Annotated in this window: 20 protein-coding genes; 14 read left to right on the top strand and 6 right to left on the bottom strand. The window is 68.3% G+C overall.

The features are described 5' to 3' along the window. Nucleotides 1–6 precede the first annotated feature (6 nt). From ON33_RS32000 to ON33_RS31940, 14 genes are all read left to right on the top strand, one after another. Entirely contained in the window at nucleotides 7–1,803 is a 1,797-nt protein-coding gene (locus ON33_RS32000) for a nickel-dependent hydrogenase large subunit (protein ID WP_040862884.1), read from the top strand. 29 nt (nucleotides 1,804–1,832) lie between these two features. Next, nucleotides 1,833–2,732 carry a NifU family protein gene (locus tag ON33_RS31995; protein ID WP_063711109.1) on the top strand — a complete coding sequence of 300 codons (900 nt, stop codon included), beginning with the start codon at nucleotides 1,833–1,835 and terminating at the stop codon, nucleotides 2,730–2,732. Further along, nucleotides 2,729–3,373 (top strand): DUF5947 family protein, encoded by a 645-nt coding sequence (locus ON33_RS31990; protein ID WP_040862883.1) that lies wholly within the window; start codon nucleotides 2,729–2,731, stop codon nucleotides 3,371–3,373. Before ON33_RS31995 ends, ON33_RS31990 begins: the two co-directional genes overlap by 4 nt. Further along, the gene (locus ON33_RS31985; RefSeq protein ID WP_040862882.1) at nucleotides 3,370–4,020 is read left to right on the top strand and encodes a DUF6084 family protein; all 651 of its coding nucleotides are present in this window, start codon (nucleotides 3,370–3,372) and stop codon (nucleotides 4,018–4,020) included. Before ON33_RS31990 ends, ON33_RS31985 begins: the two co-directional genes overlap by 4 nt. Continuing rightward, nucleotides 4,017–5,372, top strand: a complete 1,356-nt coding sequence (locus ON33_RS31980) for a hypothetical protein (protein ID WP_040862881.1) — start codon at nucleotides 4,017–4,019, stop codon at nucleotides 5,370–5,372. The genes ON33_RS31985 and ON33_RS31980 overlap by 4 nt, the downstream gene beginning before the upstream one ends. A gap of 39 nt (nucleotides 5,373–5,411) precedes the next feature. Further along, complete coding sequence (locus ON33_RS44555; RefSeq protein ID WP_085996872.1) at nucleotides 5,412–5,531, top strand: DUF6893 family small protein; 120 nt, start codon at nucleotides 5,412–5,414, stop codon at nucleotides 5,529–5,531. 4 nt (nucleotides 5,532–5,535) lie between these two features. Further along, nucleotides 5,536–6,012 carry a hydrogenase maturation protease gene (locus tag ON33_RS31975; protein ID WP_040862880.1) on the top strand — a complete coding sequence of 159 codons (477 nt, stop codon included), beginning with the start codon at nucleotides 5,536–5,538 and terminating at the stop codon, nucleotides 6,010–6,012. Between the two features lie 3 nt (nucleotides 6,013–6,015). Continuing rightward, the gene (locus ON33_RS31970; protein ID WP_040862879.1) at nucleotides 6,016–6,258 is read left to right on the top strand and encodes a HypC/HybG/HupF family hydrogenase formation chaperone; all 243 of its coding nucleotides are present in this window, start codon (nucleotides 6,016–6,018) and stop codon (nucleotides 6,256–6,258) included. Further along, the gene (gene hypF, locus ON33_RS31965) at nucleotides 6,255–8,558 is read left to right on the top strand and encodes a carbamoyltransferase HypF (RefSeq protein ID WP_040862878.1); all 2,304 of its coding nucleotides are present in this window, start codon (nucleotides 6,255–6,257) and stop codon (nucleotides 8,556–8,558) included. Before ON33_RS31970 ends, hypF begins: the two co-directional genes overlap by 4 nt. A 17-nt stretch (nucleotides 8,559–8,575) precedes the next feature. Then, nucleotides 8,576–8,899 carry a HypC/HybG/HupF family hydrogenase formation chaperone gene (locus ON33_RS31960; protein WP_040862877.1) on the top strand — a complete coding sequence of 108 codons (324 nt, stop codon included), beginning with the start codon at nucleotides 8,576–8,578 and terminating at the stop codon, nucleotides 8,897–8,899. Further along, entirely contained in the window at nucleotides 8,896–10,008 is a 1,113-nt protein-coding gene (gene hypD, locus ON33_RS31955; RefSeq protein ID WP_040862876.1) for a hydrogenase formation protein HypD, read from the top strand. The genes ON33_RS31960 and hypD overlap by 4 nt, the downstream gene beginning before the upstream one ends. Next, nucleotides 10,001–11,080: a hydrogenase expression/formation protein HypE gene (gene hypE / locus ON33_RS31950; RefSeq protein WP_040862875.1), complete on the top strand. Its 1,080-nt coding sequence runs from the start codon at nucleotides 10,001–10,003 to the stop codon at nucleotides 11,078–11,080. The genes hypD and hypE overlap by 8 nt, the downstream gene beginning before the upstream one ends. A gap of 90 nt (nucleotides 11,081–11,170) precedes the next feature. Beyond that, nucleotides 11,171–11,881, top strand: a complete 711-nt coding sequence (locus tag ON33_RS31945; RefSeq protein ID WP_040862954.1) for a DUF6390 family protein — start codon at nucleotides 11,171–11,173, stop codon at nucleotides 11,879–11,881. Nucleotides 11,882–12,240: 359 nt separating this feature from the next. After that, nucleotides 12,241–13,029: an oxygenase MpaB family protein gene (locus ON33_RS31940; RefSeq protein WP_051153224.1), complete on the top strand. Its 789-nt coding sequence runs from the start codon at nucleotides 12,241–12,243 to the stop codon at nucleotides 13,027–13,029. 13 nt (nucleotides 13,030–13,042) lie between these two features. Here the strand turns inward: ON33_RS31940 and ON33_RS31935 are convergent, their stop codons facing one another. The 6 genes from ON33_RS31935 to ON33_RS31910 form a co-directional block, all read right to left on the bottom strand. Then, the gene (locus ON33_RS31935) at nucleotides 13,043–13,738 is read right to left on the bottom strand and encodes a TetR/AcrR family transcriptional regulator (RefSeq protein ID WP_040862953.1); all 696 of its coding nucleotides are present in this window, start codon (nucleotides 13,736–13,738) and stop codon (nucleotides 13,043–13,045) included. Nucleotides 13,739–13,883: 145 nt separating this feature from the next. Then, nucleotides 13,884–14,135 (bottom strand): ferredoxin, encoded by a 252-nt coding sequence (locus tag ON33_RS31930; protein WP_040862873.1) that lies wholly within the window; start codon nucleotides 14,133–14,135, stop codon nucleotides 13,884–13,886. 4 nt (nucleotides 14,136–14,139) lie between these two features. Further along, entirely contained in the window at nucleotides 14,140–15,213 is a 1,074-nt protein-coding gene (locus ON33_RS31925; protein ID WP_040862952.1) for an NADH-ubiquinone oxidoreductase-F iron-sulfur binding region domain-containing protein, read from the bottom strand. Further along, nucleotides 15,210–15,776: a ferric reductase-like transmembrane domain-containing protein gene (locus ON33_RS31920; RefSeq protein WP_040862872.1), complete on the bottom strand. Its 567-nt coding sequence runs from the start codon at nucleotides 15,774–15,776 to the stop codon at nucleotides 15,210–15,212. The genes ON33_RS31925 and ON33_RS31920 overlap by 4 nt, the downstream gene beginning before the upstream one ends. Next, on the bottom strand, nucleotides 15,773–16,744 hold the full coding sequence (locus ON33_RS31915; protein WP_040862951.1) for an FAD:protein FMN transferase: 972 nt from the start codon (nucleotides 16,742–16,744) through the stop codon (nucleotides 15,773–15,775). Before ON33_RS31915 ends, ON33_RS31920 begins: the two co-directional genes overlap by 4 nt. Next, nucleotides 16,741–17,211, bottom strand: a complete 471-nt coding sequence (locus tag ON33_RS31910) for a hypothetical protein (protein WP_040862871.1) — start codon at nucleotides 17,209–17,211, stop codon at nucleotides 16,741–16,743. Before ON33_RS31910 ends, ON33_RS31915 begins: the two co-directional genes overlap by 4 nt. Between the last annotated feature and the right edge of the window lie 86 nt (nucleotides 17,212–17,297).

The following is a 17,297-nucleotide window of genomic DNA, read 5'->3' as shown; positions in this document are numbered from 1 at the left end:
ATTCCGATGACTCAGATCATTCCGGAACCCTCGCATCGCCTCATCGAGCCCGATTCGCTCGTGGAAATGGCGTGGGATCCGATCACCCGCATCGTCGGCAGTCTGGGCATTTACACCAAAATCGATTTCGCGAATCGCGAAGTGGTCGAATGCCACAGCACGTCGTCGATCTTCCGCGGCTACTCGATCTTCATGCGTGGCAAGGATCCGCGTGACGCGCACTTCATCACCAGCCGCATCTGCGGCATCTGCGGGGACAACCACGCCACGTGCTCGTGCTACTGCCAGAACATGGCCTATGGCGTGAAGCCACCGCACCTCGGCGAATGGATCGTCAATCTCGGCGAGGCCGCCGAATACATGTTCGACCACAATATCTTCCAGGAGAACCTGGTCGGCGTGGACTTCTGCGAGAAGATGGTCTCCGAGACCAATCCCGGCGTGCTCGCGCTGGCGGAGAAGACCGCCGCCCCGCACGCGGACGCGCACGGCTATCGCACCGTCGCCGACATCATGCGCGCGCTCAACCCCTTCACCGGCGAGTTCTATCGCGAGGCGCTGCAGGTCAGCCGCTACACGCGAGAGATGTTCTGCCTCATGGAGGGACGGCACGTCCATCCGTCGACGCTGTATCCCGGCGGCGTGGGGACCGTGGCGACGATCCAGCTGATGACCGACTACATGTCGCGGCTGATGCGGTACGTGGAGTTCATGAAGAAGGTCGTGCCCATGCACGACGATCTGTTCGACTTCTTCTACGAGGCCCTGCCGGGCTATGACAAGGTCGGTTTGCGGCGCACGCTGCTCGGCTGCTGGGGTTCCTTCCAGGACCCCGAGTCCTGCAACTTCTCCTACCGTGACATGGAGGACTGGGGCCGGCGCATGTTCGTCACGCCCGGCGTGGTCGTGGACGGCAAACTCCTCACCACCTCCCTGGTCGACATCAACCTCGGCATCCGAATCCTCTTGGGCAGTTCGTATTACGACGACTGGAACGGTCAGGAGATGTTCGTGACGAACGATCCGCTGGGCAATCCGGTGGACCGGCGGCACCCGTGGAACCAGCACACCAACCCCAAACCGCAGAAACGCGATCTCGAGGACAAGTACAGCTGGGTGATGTCGCCGCGCTGGTTCGACGGCACCGACCATCTGGCCCTCGACACCGGCGGCGGACCGCTGGCCCGTCTGTGGTCCACCGCGCTGGCCGGACTGGTCGATATCGGCTACGTGAAGTCCACCGGCCACAGCGTGCAGATCAATCTGCCGAAGACCGCTCTGCGCGGGCCGGTCGAACTCGAGTGGAAGATACCGGCTGTCGGCTCGAACACCATCGAGCGGAACCGGGCCCGCACCTACTTCCAGGCCTACGCGGCCGCCTGCGCACTGCATTTCGCGGAGCAGGCGCTCGTCGAGATCCGGGCGGGCCGCACCAAGACCTGGGAGTCATTCGAGGTTCCCGACGAGGGCATCGGATGCGGATTCACCGAGGCGGTCCGCGGGGTGCTGTCGCATCACATGGTGATCCGCGACGGCAAGATCGCCAACTATCACCCGTACCCGCCGACGCCCTGGAACGCGAGCCCGCGCGACAGCTTCGGCACGCCGGGTCCCTACGAGGACGCGGTGCAGGGTCAGCCCATCTTCGAGGAGAACGACAGGGAGCATTTCAAGGGGATCGACATCATGCGCACCGTGCGCAGTTTCGATCCGTGCCTGCCGTGTGGCGTGCACATGTATCTGGGCGGCGGCAAGTCGCTGGACTTGCTCCACTCCCCCACCCAGACGCCCGTCGCCCAGTGACAAAGGCCCAACAGTGAGGAGAGAAACCGATGGGAGACGATCGTCCGGCGGCGCGCGACGACCACTGGCGGCACGCCGGCGATCGGATCGAAGACCTCCTCGACGCGAGCTCCGCGGGCGGGCCGATCGCCCGCGAGCGCGCCGAACAACTCGTCGGTGAACTCGTCGAGCTGTACGGCGCGGGACTGCGACGGGTCATCGAACTACTCGACGACGACGCGGTGAACCGGCTGGCCGCGGACGAACTCGTGGCCAGCCTGCTGATCGTGCACGGGCTGCACCCCGACGATGTTCCCGCCCGGGTGCGGTCGGCGCTCGACAGCGTCCGCCCCTACCTGGGCTCCCACGGCGGCGATGTCAGCCTGATCGGGGTCGAGGACGGTGTGGTGCGGCTGGAACTCTCGGGCAGTTGCCGCGGCTGCCCGTCGTCTTCGGTGACCCTGGAACTGGCGGTCGAGGAAGCCGTCCGTGCCTCGGCGCCGGAGATCGAGCGCATCGAAGTCGTTGCGGCACAGACCGATTCCGATCCGAACGTGATTCCGGCCGAGTCCCTGTTCACCCGGGTGCACACCTCGCCCACGGCCAGCTGGGTCGAAGTGCCCGAGCTGGCGGAGCTGCGGCCGGGCGAAGTCGCCGGATACGAGGTCGCCGGGCAGGCGCTGCTGGCCTGCCGCGTCGGCGACAACCTGCTGGTGTATCGCGACAACTGCCCGGCGTGCGGGGGCTCGCTCTCCGGCGCCCAGCTGCATCGGCGTCCCGGGCACCCGGTCGGCGATGCCGTGCTGCGCTGCCCGTCCTGCCGTGCGCACTACGACGCCGTGCACGCCGGGGACCGGCTCGACGGGCAGGGCCACCTGCAGCCGCTACCCGTGCTGGTGCGCGACGGCGGGCCCACGGTGGCAGTGCCGGCGCTGGAGCCCGCCGGATGAGCGCCTCGTTCTCGGTGCTGCGCCGACTCGCGTCCCGGCCGGATCCCCGGCCGGCCGGAGAGCGCTGCGAGATGTGCGCCGAACCCATCGGCGCACCGCATCGGCATGTGGTCGACGTCGGCAGCCGCCAACTGCAATGTGTCTGCACCAGTTGCTATCTGCTGTTCACCGAACCGGCCGCCGGATTGCGCTACCGCGCGGTTCCGGACCGGTACCTGGCATTCGGGCAGACCGCGATCACGACCGCCGAATGGGACGCGCTCGAGATTCCGGTGGGTCTGGCGTTCCTGTTCGCCAACTCCGCGCAGGGCCGGACCGTCGCGTTCTATCCGGGCCCGGCCGGCGCGACCGAGTCGGAGTTGCCGGCCGAGCGATGGCAGGACCTGTTGCGCAGCCATCCCGAACTCGACGTGCTCACCGACGACGTCGAAGCACTGCTGATCCGCATGCCGGGCAGCGCCGGCCGCGCGAGCCCCGGCGACTGCCTGCTGCTGCCCATCGACACCTGCTACGAGTTCGTGGGACGAATGCGGTTGCTGTGGAAGGGATTCGACGGCGGCGCCGAGGCCAGGCACTACATCGACGAGTTCTTCGCCACCATGAACGCCCGCGCCGGCGACCGAGGCGGTGGGCGGTCGTGAGCCCCGCCTACTCGATCACCTTCGCGGTGCTCGACATCCGGCCCGAGCCCTACGCCATCGGGCCGATGCTGACGGCGCGCGTGGGGATCGCGGCACTCGGCGAAGAACCGGTGCACGCCATCGCATTACGGGCCCAGGTTCGCATCGAACCCAACCGGCGAGCCTATACCGACGCCGAGGGCAGCGGGCTGCTCGACATGTTCGGCACCCGTGACCGTTGGCACGACACCCAGCGATCGTTCCTGTGGATGCATACCACGACGACGGTGCCCGGATTCACCGGCGGCACCGAGGTGGACCTGCCCCTGCCGTGCACCTACGACCTCGAGGTGACCGGATCGAAGTACCTGCACGCTCTCCGGGACGGGAAGGTGCCGCTGCTGTTCCTGTTCAGTGGGACCGTGTTCTTCAGGGGCGCTTCGGGTTTCTCCGTCCAGCAGATTCCGTGGGATCGGGACGACCGCTTCGACATGCCCGTCGCCGTGTGGCGGCAGCTGATGGACACCCATTACCCGGACACCGGCTGGGTGCGGATGCGGCGGGAGACCGTCGACGCCCTCACCGCCTACAAGTCCGAGCACGGATTTCTCGATTACGACCAGGCGGTCGCAAAACTGCTGTCCGCCCCGTCTCGGGAGCCGTCATGAGCGGGCACGAGCCCGGCAGCGTACGCGACCAGGCGCGCGCGGTCGCCGATGCCGTGCTGTACGAGGGCTACCTGCTGTATCCGTATCACGGCAATGCGCGAAAGAACCAGTCCCGCTGGCAATTCGGGGTCCTTGGACCCGAGGGCGCGGCTGCGGCGGGCTGCGGTGAGGATTCCGAACTCGGCGCGCAATTCCTGGTCGACGCGAGCCCCACCGCGACACTGCGCCTGACTGTCCGGTTCCTGCAACTGCAGCGCCGCACCGTCGAGGACGCCGGCGGACGGACGGTGCCCGAACTACGGGCGGGCGCACGGGTCTGGACCGGCTGGGACGAGGCCGTCGAGCAGGAGGTCGATTCGGGGCCGAGGCCGCTGTCGGACAACACGTTCCGCATCGACATCGACGGCGGGGTGGACATCGAGGACTTCGCCGACGACGACGGCACACCCTTCGGCAGCCTGGTGCGCACGCGCCGAGCCCTGACGGGCATCGCCGAGACCGTCGTCGCTCCGGTCGGCCGCTATCAGCGGATCGGTGTCACCGTCCGCAATCTCGGCGTCCCGGCGACCGACAAGGACGATGCCGTCACCCGGTCCTTCCTCGGCGCGCACGTGCTCTGCGAACTGCGCGGCGGCGTCTTCCTGTCGCTGCTCGACCCGCCGGACGACGCGGCCGACGCGGCCGCGGCCTGCACCCAGCATCGTTGCTTTCCCGTGCTCGCGGGTCCCGAGGGCACCGAAGACCTGCTGCTGATCTCACCGATCATCCTCTACGACCATCCTCGCGTCGCCGAGCAGAGCGAAGGGCCGCTGTTCGATTCCACCGAGATCGACGAGATCCTGACCCTGCGCGTGCTCACCCTCACCGACGACGAGAAGGATCAGGCCCGGGCCACCGATCCCCGCGCCGCCGAGCTGATCGACCGCTGCGAGGCCATGACGCCCGAGAGCATGCAGGGGCTGCACGGACTGCTCCGGGACGACAGCCTGCTCCGGGGCACCGAACCGGGACCGCCGCGAGTCCTGCCCGCTCTCGATCCGGATACCCCGTGGTGGGACCCGCTGTCCGACACGACCGTTGATCCCGACTCCGACGCCGTCGTGATCGGAGGAACACCGGTCGCCCGGGGCAGCCGGGTGCGGCTGCATCCCTCCCGCCGCGCCGACGCGCAGGACCTGTTCTACGCGGGCCGCACCGCGCGCGTCGCCTCGGTCCACGAGGACGTCGACGGACAACTCCACCTGGCGGTGGTCGTCGAGGACGATCCCGCCGCCGAAATGCACGAATGGTACGGCCGCTACCTGTATTTCGCGCCCGACGAAGTCGAGCCGATCGCCGCCCCACCCGAGTGAGGCATCCCGGATCAGAAATCTCGAGAAAGGAATTCCGCCATGGCAATAGTAGGTGTGATCGCCGTCGTCCTCGTGGCCCTGGCCGTGCTCCTGGTGGCAGCGGTCGGCCTCCGGTCGATACCGGATGTGCGCCGGTACTTGAGAATCCGGCACATGTAGCGGGGTGATTCGCACGACAAGAGTGCTGGTCGCCGGCATCGGCAATATCTTCCTCGGAGACGACGGGTTCGGCTCCGAGGTGGTGCGGCGCATGCCGGCGAGCACCGAACCCGATGTGCGCGTGACCGATTACGGCATCCGCGGCTTGCACCTGGCCTACGATCTGCTCGACGGCTGGGACGCGCTGGTGCTCGTCGACGCGCTGCCCGACCGCGGCGCGCCCGGGCAGGTGGACGTGTTCCACGCCGATCCCGGTGGCGGCGCGGGCGGTCTCGACGCGCACGCCATGCACCCGGAGGCGGTCTTCGCCGTGGTGCGGGCGCTGGGCGGGACCATTCCGCCGACGGTGATCGTGGGCTGCCAGATCAGCTCCGTCGCCGACGGTATGGGCTTGACCGACCCCGTGGCTGCCGCGGTGGATCCCGCGGTGGCCGCGGTCGAATCCGTGGTGACCGCCCTACGGCACCCACAGGAGGTGTGAGCGATGTGCCTGGGCATCCCCGGCCGCGTCGTCGGCCCGGTCGAGGGTTATCACGGTCAGATCGCGCTGGTCGATGTCTCCGGCGAGCAGCGGACCGTGAATGTCGGCCTGCTGGAGGAGGATCCGGCCCGGCCCGGCGACTGGGTGATCATCCACATGGGGTTCGCGGTCGAGAAGACCGACGAAGCCGGGGCCGCCGCCGCCTTGGCGGGGCTGCGTCTGCTCGGGTCGGGTGAGGAGCCGTGAACGGGGCCCGGGTCCGGCGGCGGATCATCGTCCGCGGCGTGGTGCAGGGCGTCGGGTTCCGTCCCTTCGTGTACACCACGGCGGCCGAACTGGCGCTGACCGGACTGGTGTGCAATGACAGTTCCGGCGTGATCATCGAGATCGAGGGGGCGCCGGACGGCGTGGACGCCTTCGTCGCGCGCCTCCGGGACCGCCCGCCGCCGCTGGCGGTCGTCGAGGCCGTCGAGCAGACCGAGATTCCGGTCCGTGGCGGGACCGGGTTCCACATCGCCGGCACCACCAGGGGCACCGGGCGCACCCTCGCGTCGCCCGACGTGGCGATCTGCGCGGAATGCGCTGCCGAACTTCAGGATCCGGGCAACCGGCGCTACCGCCACCCGTTCATCACCTGCACCAACTGCGGGCCGCGGTTCACCATCATCGCCGCGCTGCCCTACGATCGCCCGCAGACCTCGATGGCCGAATTCGCCATGTGCGAAACCTGCGCGCGCGAGTACGCCGATCCCGGCGACCGCCGCTTCCACGCACAGCCGATCGCCTGCCACGAGTGCGGGCCGACCCTGAGCTTCTCCGGCCCCGAGACCGGAGAGCCGTTGGAGGCGGCGCGAAACATGCTGCGCCACGGCGGAATTCTGGCCGTCAAGGGCATCGGCGGCTATCACCTGGCCTGCGATGCCGCCGACAGTGGCGCGGTGGCCGAGCTGCGCCGGCGGAAACGCCGGGGCGACAAGCCTTTCGCGGTCATGGTGCCCGATCTGGCGACCGCAGCGGCCATCGCCGAGGTGGATTCCACGGCCGCCGCGCTGCTCATGAGCCCGGCCCGGCCCATCGTCCTGCTGCCCCGCCGCACTTCCGCATCCGATGACCCGGACTCGCCGCCGCTGCCCGTGGACGCGGTCGCGCCGCACAACCGCGATCTCGGGGTGATGATCGCCTACACGCCGCTGCATCTGCTGCTGTTCGGACTGCCCGGCGACCCGCCCGCTCCGCGAGTGCTGGTCATGACATCGGGGAACCTCGGCGGAGAACCGATCTGCTACACCGACTCCGATGTCCGGGAGCGACTGTCCGGGCTCGCCGACGCCATCCTGTCCCACAACCGCCGGATCCTGGTGCCGTGCGACGATTCGGTGGTCAAGGTGGTCGACGGGGTCGAAGTGCCGTTCCGGCGGTCACGCGGCTACGCTCCGCTGCCGCTCGCGCTGCCGATGCCCGCACCGCCGACTCTCGCCGTGGGCGCGGACCTGAAGAACACCTGCGCTGTCGCCGATGGCCGCTATGCCTGGCTGAGCCAGCACATCGGCGATATGGACGACGTCGCGACCCTCCACGCGTTCACCGCCGCCGAAAGACATCTGGAGAAACTCACCGGCGTCGGTCCACAGCAACTCGCCGCCGACGCCCACCCCCGCTACCGCTCCACCGCCTGGGCCGCGGAACACGCGGGCATCCGGCCCGTCCGGCTGGTGCAGCACCATCACGCGCACGTGGCGGCCGTCATGGGCGAGCACGGACTGGACGCGAGCGCGACGGTGCTCGGATTCGCCTTCGACGGCACCGGTTACGGGCCCGACCGCGCCATCTGGGGCGGCGAGGTGCTCGCCGCGAGTTACAAGGGGTTCCGCCGCCTGGCGCACCTGCGCTATGCGCCACTGGCCGGTGGCGACCTCAGCGTCCAGCGACCGTATCGAATGGCCTTGGCGCACTTGCGATCCGCGAGCATCGACTGGTCGCCGGATCTGCCGTCCGTCCGCGCCTGCCCGCCACGCGAGCAGCAGGTGCTCGCGCATCAGCTCGATACCGGACTCGGTTGCGTTCCGACCTCCAGCATGGGCCGGTTGTTCGATGCCGTCGCCTCACTGTGCGGGGTGCGGCACGAGGTCGACTACGAGGCGCAAGCCGCCATCGAATGGGAGGGACTGTCCCGTGACGCCGACCCCGGCGAGGTCACCTACCGGTTCGTCCTGCCCGCCAACCACATCGGTGAGACCGCGGCCATCGACCCGGCGCCCGTGCTCGCCGCGGTGATCGCCGACCTGCGGATCGGGGTGCCCGCCGGTGTCATCGGCGCACGGTTCCATGCGAGCGTCGCGCACCTGGTCCTGGATCTGGCGTTGCGCTACGGCGATCCGGAGCAACCGGTGGCGTTGTCCGGCGGCGTGTTCCAGAATGGACTCCTGCTCACGACCGTGCTGCGGCTGCTGCGCGAGCACGGTTTCCACGTCCTCACCCACCATCGCGTGCCACCCAACGACGGTGGAATCGCGTTCGGCCAGTTACTCGCCATCGCGGCGAGCTGAGCGGAAGGAGAACAGCGATGTGCCTGGCAGTCCCCGGCAAAGTTCTCAGCGTCCACGAGCGGGATGGCACGCGGATGTCGGTGGTCGATTTCGGTGGCGTCCAGAAAGATGTGTGCCTGCAGTACATTCCGGACATCACCGTCGGCGACTACGTGATCGTGCACGTCGGATTCGCCATCCAGCGGCTCGACGAAGAATCGGCCATGCAGACGCTCGCCGAGTTCGAACACCTCGGCGTGCTGAAAGAGGAATTCGGCGACGGATTCGCGATCGCCGCAGCCCAGGCCGGAGTGGCCAACCCGGAGGCCACCCAGGCCGCCGATCCGGAGGTGAAACCATGAAATACCTGGACGAATTCAGTAATCCGGAACTGGCGAAGCTGCTGCTGGAGCGCATCCGCTCGACCACCACCCGGCGCTGGTCGATCATGGAAGTCTGTGGCGGGCAGACACATTCGATCATCCGGCACGGGATCGACCAGCTGCTGCCCGACCAGATCGAGATGATCCACGGCCCCGGCTGCCCGGTCTGTGTGACCCCGCTCGAGCTGATCGACAAGGCGCTGGCCATCGCCGCCCAGCCCGATGTCATCTTCTGCTCGTTCGGCGATATGCTGCGGGTGCCGGGCAGTTCCAAGGATCTGTTCCGGATCAAGAGCGAGGGCGGCGACGTCCGTGTCGTCTACTCACCGCTCGACGCACTCGAACTCGCGCGGGCCAACCCCGACCGCCAGGTCGTGTTCTTCGGCATCGGGTTCGAGACCACCGCACCGGCCAACGCCATGACCGTCTACCAGGCGCAACGGCTCGGCGTGCGCAACTTCTCGCTGCTCGTCTCGCACGTTCTGGTGCCCCCGGCGATCGCCGCCATCATGGAATCGCCGAACTGCCGGGTCCAGGCCTTCCTGGCCGCCGGGCACGTGTGCACGGTGATGGGCACCGCCGAATATCCGCCGCTCGCCGAGAAGTACCGGGTTCCGGTGGTGGTCACCGGATTCGAGCCGCTCGACATTCTCGAGGGCATCCGGCGCACCGTCGCCCAGCTGGAATCGGGCCGCCACGAGGTGGACAACGCCTACCGGCGCGCGGTCACCGCCGAGGGCAACCCGGCCGCCAAGGCCATGCTCGCCGACGTCTTCGAGGTCACCGACCGCGGCTGGCGTGGCATCGGGGTGATCCCGCAGAGCGGCTGGCGGCTCTCGCCGCGCTACCGCGAGTTCGACGCCGAACACCGGTTCGCGGTCAGCGATCTGCACACCGAGGAATCGCCGATCTGCCGATCGGGCGAGGTGCTGCAGGGCCTGATCAAACCGCACGAGTGCGCGGCCTTCGGCAAGGAGTGCACACCGCGTAATCCGCTCGGCGCCACCATGGTGTCCTCCGAAGGCGCCTGCGCGGCCTACTACCTGTACCGGCGGCTGGATCTTCCCGCGGAGGTGGCTCATGCCTGACATCGTCGGAACAGGCTCCGGCGCCATCGATTTCGAGAACTGGGTGTGCCCGATGCCGTTGCGGGACTCACCCACCATCGTGATGGGGCACGGTGGCGGCGGTGCGATGTCCGGCGAGCTGATCGAGCACCTGTTCCTGCCGGCGTTCGGGGCGGCGGCGCAGGCCGGGCTCGGTGACTCGGCGGTCCTCACCGTCGGCGAGACGCGGCTGGCGTTCAGCACCGACTCGTTCGTGGTGAAGCCGTTGACATTTCCCGGCGGATCCATCGGCGATCTCGCCGTCAACGGCACGGTCAACGATCTGGCGATGTCGGGGGCGCGGCCGCTGGTCCTGTCGACGGCGTTCATCCTCGAGGAGGGCACTCCGCTGGTGCGGATCGCGGAAGTGGCGTCGGCCATGGGCACGGCGGCATTGGGTGCCGGAGTAGCGCTCGTCACCGGCGACACCAAGGTCGTCGACGCCGGGCACGGTGACGGCATCTACGTCAATACCGCCGGCATCGGTGTGCTCGATCCCGGAGTCGACATCCGGCCCGAACTCGCCGCGCCCGGGGACGTGGTCATGGTCAGCGGGGAGATCGGATTGCACGGTGTCGCGGTGCTTTCCTGCCGCGAGGGACTCGAATTCGGGACCACCGTGTGCAGCGACACCGCTCCCCTGCACGGTCTGGTCGCGGCGATGCTGGCGACGGGCGGGACCGTCCACACCATGCGCGACCCGACGCGCGGTGGACTGGCCGCCAGCCTGAACGAGATCGCGCGAGCGGCAGGCGTGGGAATCGCGTTGGACGAGAAGACGATTCCGATCCCCGCCGGTGTCCGCGATGCCTGCGGGCTGCTCGGCCTGGACCCGCTGTACGTGGCCAACGAAGGCAAGCTGGTGGCCTTCGTGCCCGCCGCGGATGCCGACCGGGTGCTGGCCGCCATGCGCGCCCATCCCCTCGGTGTGCACGCCGAGATCATCGGCCGCTGCGTCACCGAGCACCCCGGCATGGTCACCGCTCACACCGCGCTCGGCGGCACGCGAGTCGTCGACCTGCCTGCCGGAGAACAGCTTCCACGCATCTGCTGACCGTATCCCCACTCACGGAGCCCTGCCATCACCGTCCCCCGCCCGCATTCCACGCGGTCCCGGCCACCCGACCCGGGATCGGGGGCGATGATGTTCGCGCGCTACGCCTACGCACCGAACGCGCTGGGCTACTGCGGGCCACCCGACACGACGGCCCTGCGCGACGGATCGCCCGCGCAGATCCGCGCCGCCGCTCGTCGCTTCACCGGCGCCTGGCCCTACCTGCAAGTCATGTCCGCCATGACCGGCATCGCCGACCCGCTCGACCCTCGCCTGGTCGAATCCTATTGGCACGGTGGAGGAATCGGCTCGACCCTCGATGCCGCGGCCTTCTACGACGAGCTACTGACCATACTGGGCCCCACCGCCGGCCACTACTGGAGCCACCTGACGCCCCAGCTCGCTCCCGAGGCCGCCCCCAACCACTGCTTCCACGTCCTCGGCGTCTACCCCTGGAGCCGCCTGCTCGGCTCAGCGGCAACCCCCACCGCTCTGGAAATCCTCGACAACTGCCGCATCACCCCGGCTCGGGTACTGGCCCGCGACGGCTCCCGCGTCCGCCTGAGGGCCCGCCGCCTGACCTGGGACGGCCACCACCTCGATCTGGCCCCGCCCAGCGCGCGAACCGTGACCCTCACCCTCGACGGCCGCCTGACGATGGACCCGCAAGACGGCGACCTCGTTGCCCTCCACTGGGATCGGCCCACGGCGCCACTGAACAGAGCCCAGGCCGCAGACCTGACCGACAGCACCCTCCGCCAGCTGGCGGCCACCAACCGTCGCCTGGACATCGACCAGTAATCGCCGCGAATCCACCGAATCTCCTCGCCACCAAGCGGTTTGAAGCGAATTTCGACCGCGTCACCCTGGGACCGGCCGAGTACTACCGCGACGCAACGGCGCTCTGCGCCGACGCTCGGCTCGCCGGTGAGAGGCGTTCGCGGACAACACGAATGGTCGCTTCATGATCACAGCGACCCGGATTTGGGTGCGCATTGGGCGAGATGAGGAGTTGACCCGATAACGACACAATGAGACGATTAGACAGTTATCTTCTCATAAGCTCTGGAGGTGTCGTGGCGCGCATGCTTCGATCTGCGCCCGGTCGGGTCACGGAAACCACAGCAGGACCGGGGGACGTTGCTCGCCGGCGGCAGTACATGGTGGGGCTGGGGGCACTGCTCGGCGGCGGCGCGAACGTGATCATGCAGTTGAGCAACCCCGCGGTGGGGCGGGGCGTTTTCGAGAGCGTGGTCGAACGCGGGCGCTACGACCTTCATCCGCGCAAACGGTCGCGAACCACGTTGACGTACTTGGCGGTTGCGATGATCGGGACCGAGGACGAGCGCGCGGCCTACCGCGAGGCGACGAATACCGCGCATCGGCTGGTGCGGTCGGGGCCCGACAGCCCCGTCTCCTACAACGCCTTCGACCCGGAACTGCAACTGTGGGTGGCGGCGTGCATCTACGTCGGTGTCCGCGACTGCCTGACCTACTTCTTCGGCGAGCTCGACGACGCCACCGCCGATGATCTGTACCGCCAATCCGCGCGGTTCGGCACCACGTTGCAGATGCGCCAGGAGATGTGGCCGAAAGACCGGGCCGCTTTCGCCGAATACTGGGATGCGAAGCTGGCCGAGATCGTCGTCGACGATGAGGTCCGGGGTTATCTGCTGGATCAGGTGGTCGATCTCGGTCCACACAGCCGCAACTACCGCCTCGCCTTCCGGCAGGTGAGCCGCTTCTTCACCACAGGCTTTCTCCCGCAACAGTTTCGCGATGCCCTCGGCCTGACCTGGTGTCCCCGCCGGCAACGAGCGTTCCTGATCCTCATGCGCGCGATCGGTGTGGTGCTGGCCCGGCTGCCGGAGGAGCGGCGGCTGTACCCCTACGGGGAGTACCTGCGCGACATGCGTCGCCGCCGAGCACTCGGCAAACCGCTCGTCTGAGGGATCGAGACTGTCAGGACGGCTGATCTCGACCCCTCGCGCCGGCCGGTGGATCCAGCATCGGGACCAGGAATTGCCTCGCCACATCGGCGAGTTCGTCGTCATTGTCGAGATCGACGACCTGGCTCGGAATGGCGAGGAACGAGGCGCAGATCCGGACCATCATCTCGGCGACCAGTTCGACCCGCAGTTCGGTGGCCACGTTGCCGGCCCGCTGTTCCGAAAGGAGCTGGCTGGCAACGAATTCCCGGACGATCGCCGTCGCTCGGCTGCTGTCGCCGATGAGCGTGCTGATCGAGCGGTCGGGTTCGGCGGTGATCAGAGCATGGATCATCGGATTCCCACGCAAGGCCCCCAATGAGCTCACGAAACCGCGCACGACTCGTTCGCCCACGTTCGGCGCCGCCGCGATATCGACGAGGAACCTGGTGAAGTAGAGGCCGAGTTCGCGCAGGATGACCTGCTCGACCAGCTCTTCCTTGGTTGCGAAGCGTCGATAGACGGTGATCCGCGAGACCCCCGCCTGCCGAGCGACATCCTCCATGGTCGAGCGGTGGATGCCCAACCGCTGAAACTGGTCGTTGGCCGCGTCGAGGATACGAGTGCGGACGCGATCGGTGGCACTGAACTGCTCGATGGCCTCGGATCGGGCCCGCTCGAGCAGCGATTGCCCACCCGGGGGCGGATTCGCGGGCAGCGCAGAGTTCATAGTGTCCTCCTGGCACATCTTGTTCTGCGTGAGCCGTTCGACTACGCCGCCGCAGCGGTCCGGCCAGGTCAGTGCGTGGCATCTTCCACATCGTCGATGGTACGTAGATACGTTAGCTGTTCCATTTCAGTGCACGGATGTTTACTCAACATTTGTCTTTGCCCGCATCCGCGATCCACCGCAGTGCCTTCGTCGGACAGAGCTTGATGGCTTCGGCCGCGAGTGCGGGGTCGGGGCGCGCCTCGTGCAGGGTCGGGTAACCCCACTCGTCGAGGCTGATCGCGTCGATCAGGATGTGCGCGCAAATGCCATGGCCGACACAGGCAATGCGATCGACGGCGAAGGTGCTCGACGGCGAAGGGTCGGGAATACCGAGGATTCGATTGATCAGTGACACGTCGCTACTCCACTTGGCTGTCGGTCATCGCCGGTCGTCGCATCGCAGGCGCGCCGAATACCTCGAGTGCGGAGCTGAGCAGCCCGGCGACGCCGTCCGGAAAACGGCATGCGCCACGGCCGCTGACCTGAGCGAGGATGCGGCCGAGCCGATCACCGGCATCGGGTGGCGGGTCGGCCTCGAGCAACCCGGCGAGGGTCTGGGCCAGTGCGGGGAGACCGAATCTGCAAGGCCCGCATTGCCCGGCGGTTTCACCGGCGGCGTAGGTCAGGGCATCGAGGAGCTCGTGCCACGGGTCGGCGCGGGCATCCATGACACGGATGGTTCCGGCCCCGGGGCCGATGTGGTGGCGCGCCAACCCGGCGCGGGACCATTCGGTGTCGAAGATGTCGGCGGCGCCGAGGAATCCGCCGCTGAGCCCGCTGATCCACAGTGCCTGGGTCGGTACGGTGAGTCCGCCTGCGCGGTGCAGGATTTCGCGCATCGCGAGCCCGGCTTCCACGGCGTGGACGCCGGGGGCTTCGACACCGTTGGCCACCGTGACCAGCCGGGGTCCGGGCTCGTCCGGCGTGCCGTAGGAGCGGAACCACCGCGGGCCGCGATCGATGATCTGCTGGACGCGCCACACCGTTTCGGCATTGAGCACCAGCGTGGGTGGCAGCCGGCGCCCGGCGACATCACGGCTGCCCGCGGCGATGGGCTCGAATCGCATGAGAGGTTTGGCCGGACCCCCAGCGGCCAGGCGGGTCAGAGCCGACTCCTCCGAGGACACATAGCGGCGCGGGACTTCCAGAATTCCGACGCCGGCCTCGCGTAGCGTCGCCGAGACGCTGGAATCGCGGTGCACCGACACCCTGATGCGCTGTCCGGTGATGCGCCGAGCTCCTTCCAGGACCTCGGGCAGGTGATTGGCGATCACCCAGCTGTCCTTGGCGGCATCGAGCTCGCCGTCACAGGCGTTGATGATCAGCTCGGCGTTGTGCCGTTCGGCCAGCGCGAGTTTGGCCCCGGTGGGGAAATCCGCTCCGCCACGCCCGGTGAGACCCGCCGAGAGCAATAGTTCCGACAGGGCGCTCATGACCATTCCCGGGCGGCGAAGCACCTACGGCGGTGGCGATCGGCGAGACCGCGCGCGCATCGCCACACAGCGGCGGCCGCGAAGACGCCGCCGCAGGCGACGGTGACAGCGGACAGGGCCGGTTCACCGGACGAAGCCATCATCAGCGCGTGCGTGACCGCGATCGGGGCCATGGCATACGACGACCAGTGCACGGCCCGCCAGACCGGCGTCGACAACCGATGGCGCAGTAGCGAAGTCACGATGATCGCGACAAACAGATCGCACGCCGTGGTGCCCAGTCCCACCCACACTCGTTCATACCCGGCGGTGAAGGGTACGAACGTCGACAGCCAGCCGAGATGGACATAGGTGTCGAGAACAGCGGTGAGTATGTGGACCGCCAGGAACACGGTGGTGCCGAGCGCGAGTGTCCGGTGCGTTCCCATCGCGATCGCCGATACCGACGACTGCGGATGCCAGCGCGAGGAGGTCAGCATGCCGAGCACCGCGGTCACCGTGAGCAGGATCAGCGTGATCACCCCGTCGGCGCGCGAGATATACCACAGCCATGGACTTTTCATGCGCCGGACGAATCATCCGAGCCGGGCCACCCCGACGTCGTCACCACCGCGCAGTCGTCGGTCACCAGCCGGGCGGGTATGTGCCGCTCGCTCAGCCATCGGGGGGCCCGGTCGTCGAGGATGATGGCGGCGGTGGAGGCGGCGTTGGCCTGGACGGCGTCGGCGCCCGCACAGGTGACCTGCGCCCAGCGTGAGCGTGCGGGCAAACCGGTGCGCGGATCGATGATGTGGTGGCGGGGGCTACCCTGCTGGACCCAGATGCGCAACCGTGTGGACGAGGTCGCGAACGCCTGTCCGAACGAGCAGACAGTTTGTGCCACAACGCTGTTCCAGTCTCGCACGCCGATCGCCCAGCCGCCCGGTGGCGGCGGACCCGACACGGCGATGTCGCCGCCCAGGTCGACCAGATATCCGCCCGCGCCGACCGTGGCCAGCTCCGCGGCGATCGAGTCCGCGGCCCACGCCTTGGCGCTCGCGCCCAGATCCATCAGGGTCCCGGCGAGAATTTTGACGCACCATTGCGATTCGTCGAAGAGCACGGCCTGCGGCAGTGTGTGCACCGGGAACGGGTCCGATGCCGTCGCGCCGCCACGGGCGCGGACGATCTCGAGGTCGTCGTCGTAACCGCAGGCAATCAGGGCCGCCCCCAGGGAAGGACGCACCAAAGCCGCGGTGAGCCGTTCGGCGCGAATCGCCGCCCGCAGGCACAGGCCCAGTGTCGTGCTCACCGGGATCAGCAGCTGGGCGGATCGATCCGTGCCTGCCAGTTCGGTACTGCGCGCATTGATCGTCGCGAGTTCGCTGTCCTCGCGGAATCGTGAAGCGACACGGTCGAGTTCGTCCAACCGGGTGCGGGTCAGGTCGACGGCACGCGGTAGTGCGCGCGCGTCGGTGCACACCACCGTGGCGATCGTGCCGATGGCGGAGAACGACGCCGAGGCGGTGCCCCGGCCGCTGGTGTTGATCACGACGCTTCCGTGTGCGCGTGCGGTGGTGCCTGCGTGGTGGTCGGCGCGGGTGTCGTGGTCCACTGCGGAATGTCGGACTCATCGAAGGCTTCGTCGCGGTCGCGGCTGGTTCGGTTCGACAGGTAGGGAGTCGCCGCAGGCGCTTCTTCGCTGGGCGATTCGGCTTGTGCGGGAACGTCCTTCGCGGTGTCGACCGGCGGCGCGGGCACTGGGCCGCCGGTCTGCGGCGGCACCGCCGCGACGGCCGGTGCGGGCGCCGGGGCCGGCGGCGTGAGTGCCGCGTCCACTGTCGATCGGGGGGCGAGGTCGGCGGCCGGTGCGGGCATCCGGTCGAGGGACGGGGCGGCATGCGTGGCATCGGCATCGGCGGCCAACTGCGCGGCGAGTCCGCCCACCGCCGCGGTCGCGACCACGAAGAGCCCGGCCGCGATTCGACGGATCCGTACGAGGTTCGGGCTGTTGTTCATCGAAAATGTCCTTCGGAGTCGGACGGTGTGCGGAGTCGGCGAAGGAAGCTCCTTCGCCGACTCCGCACACGCGGTGTTGCTGGTAG

Origin of the sequence: Nocardia niigatensis NBRC 100131 (assembly GCF_000308655.1) — a bacterium.
GTDB lineage: Bacteria > Actinomycetota > Actinomycetes > Mycobacteriales > Mycobacteriaceae > Nocardia > Nocardia niigatensis.
The sequence above is the reverse complement of the archived record's forward strand: the minus strand, read 5'-3'. Positions and strand labels throughout refer to the sequence as shown.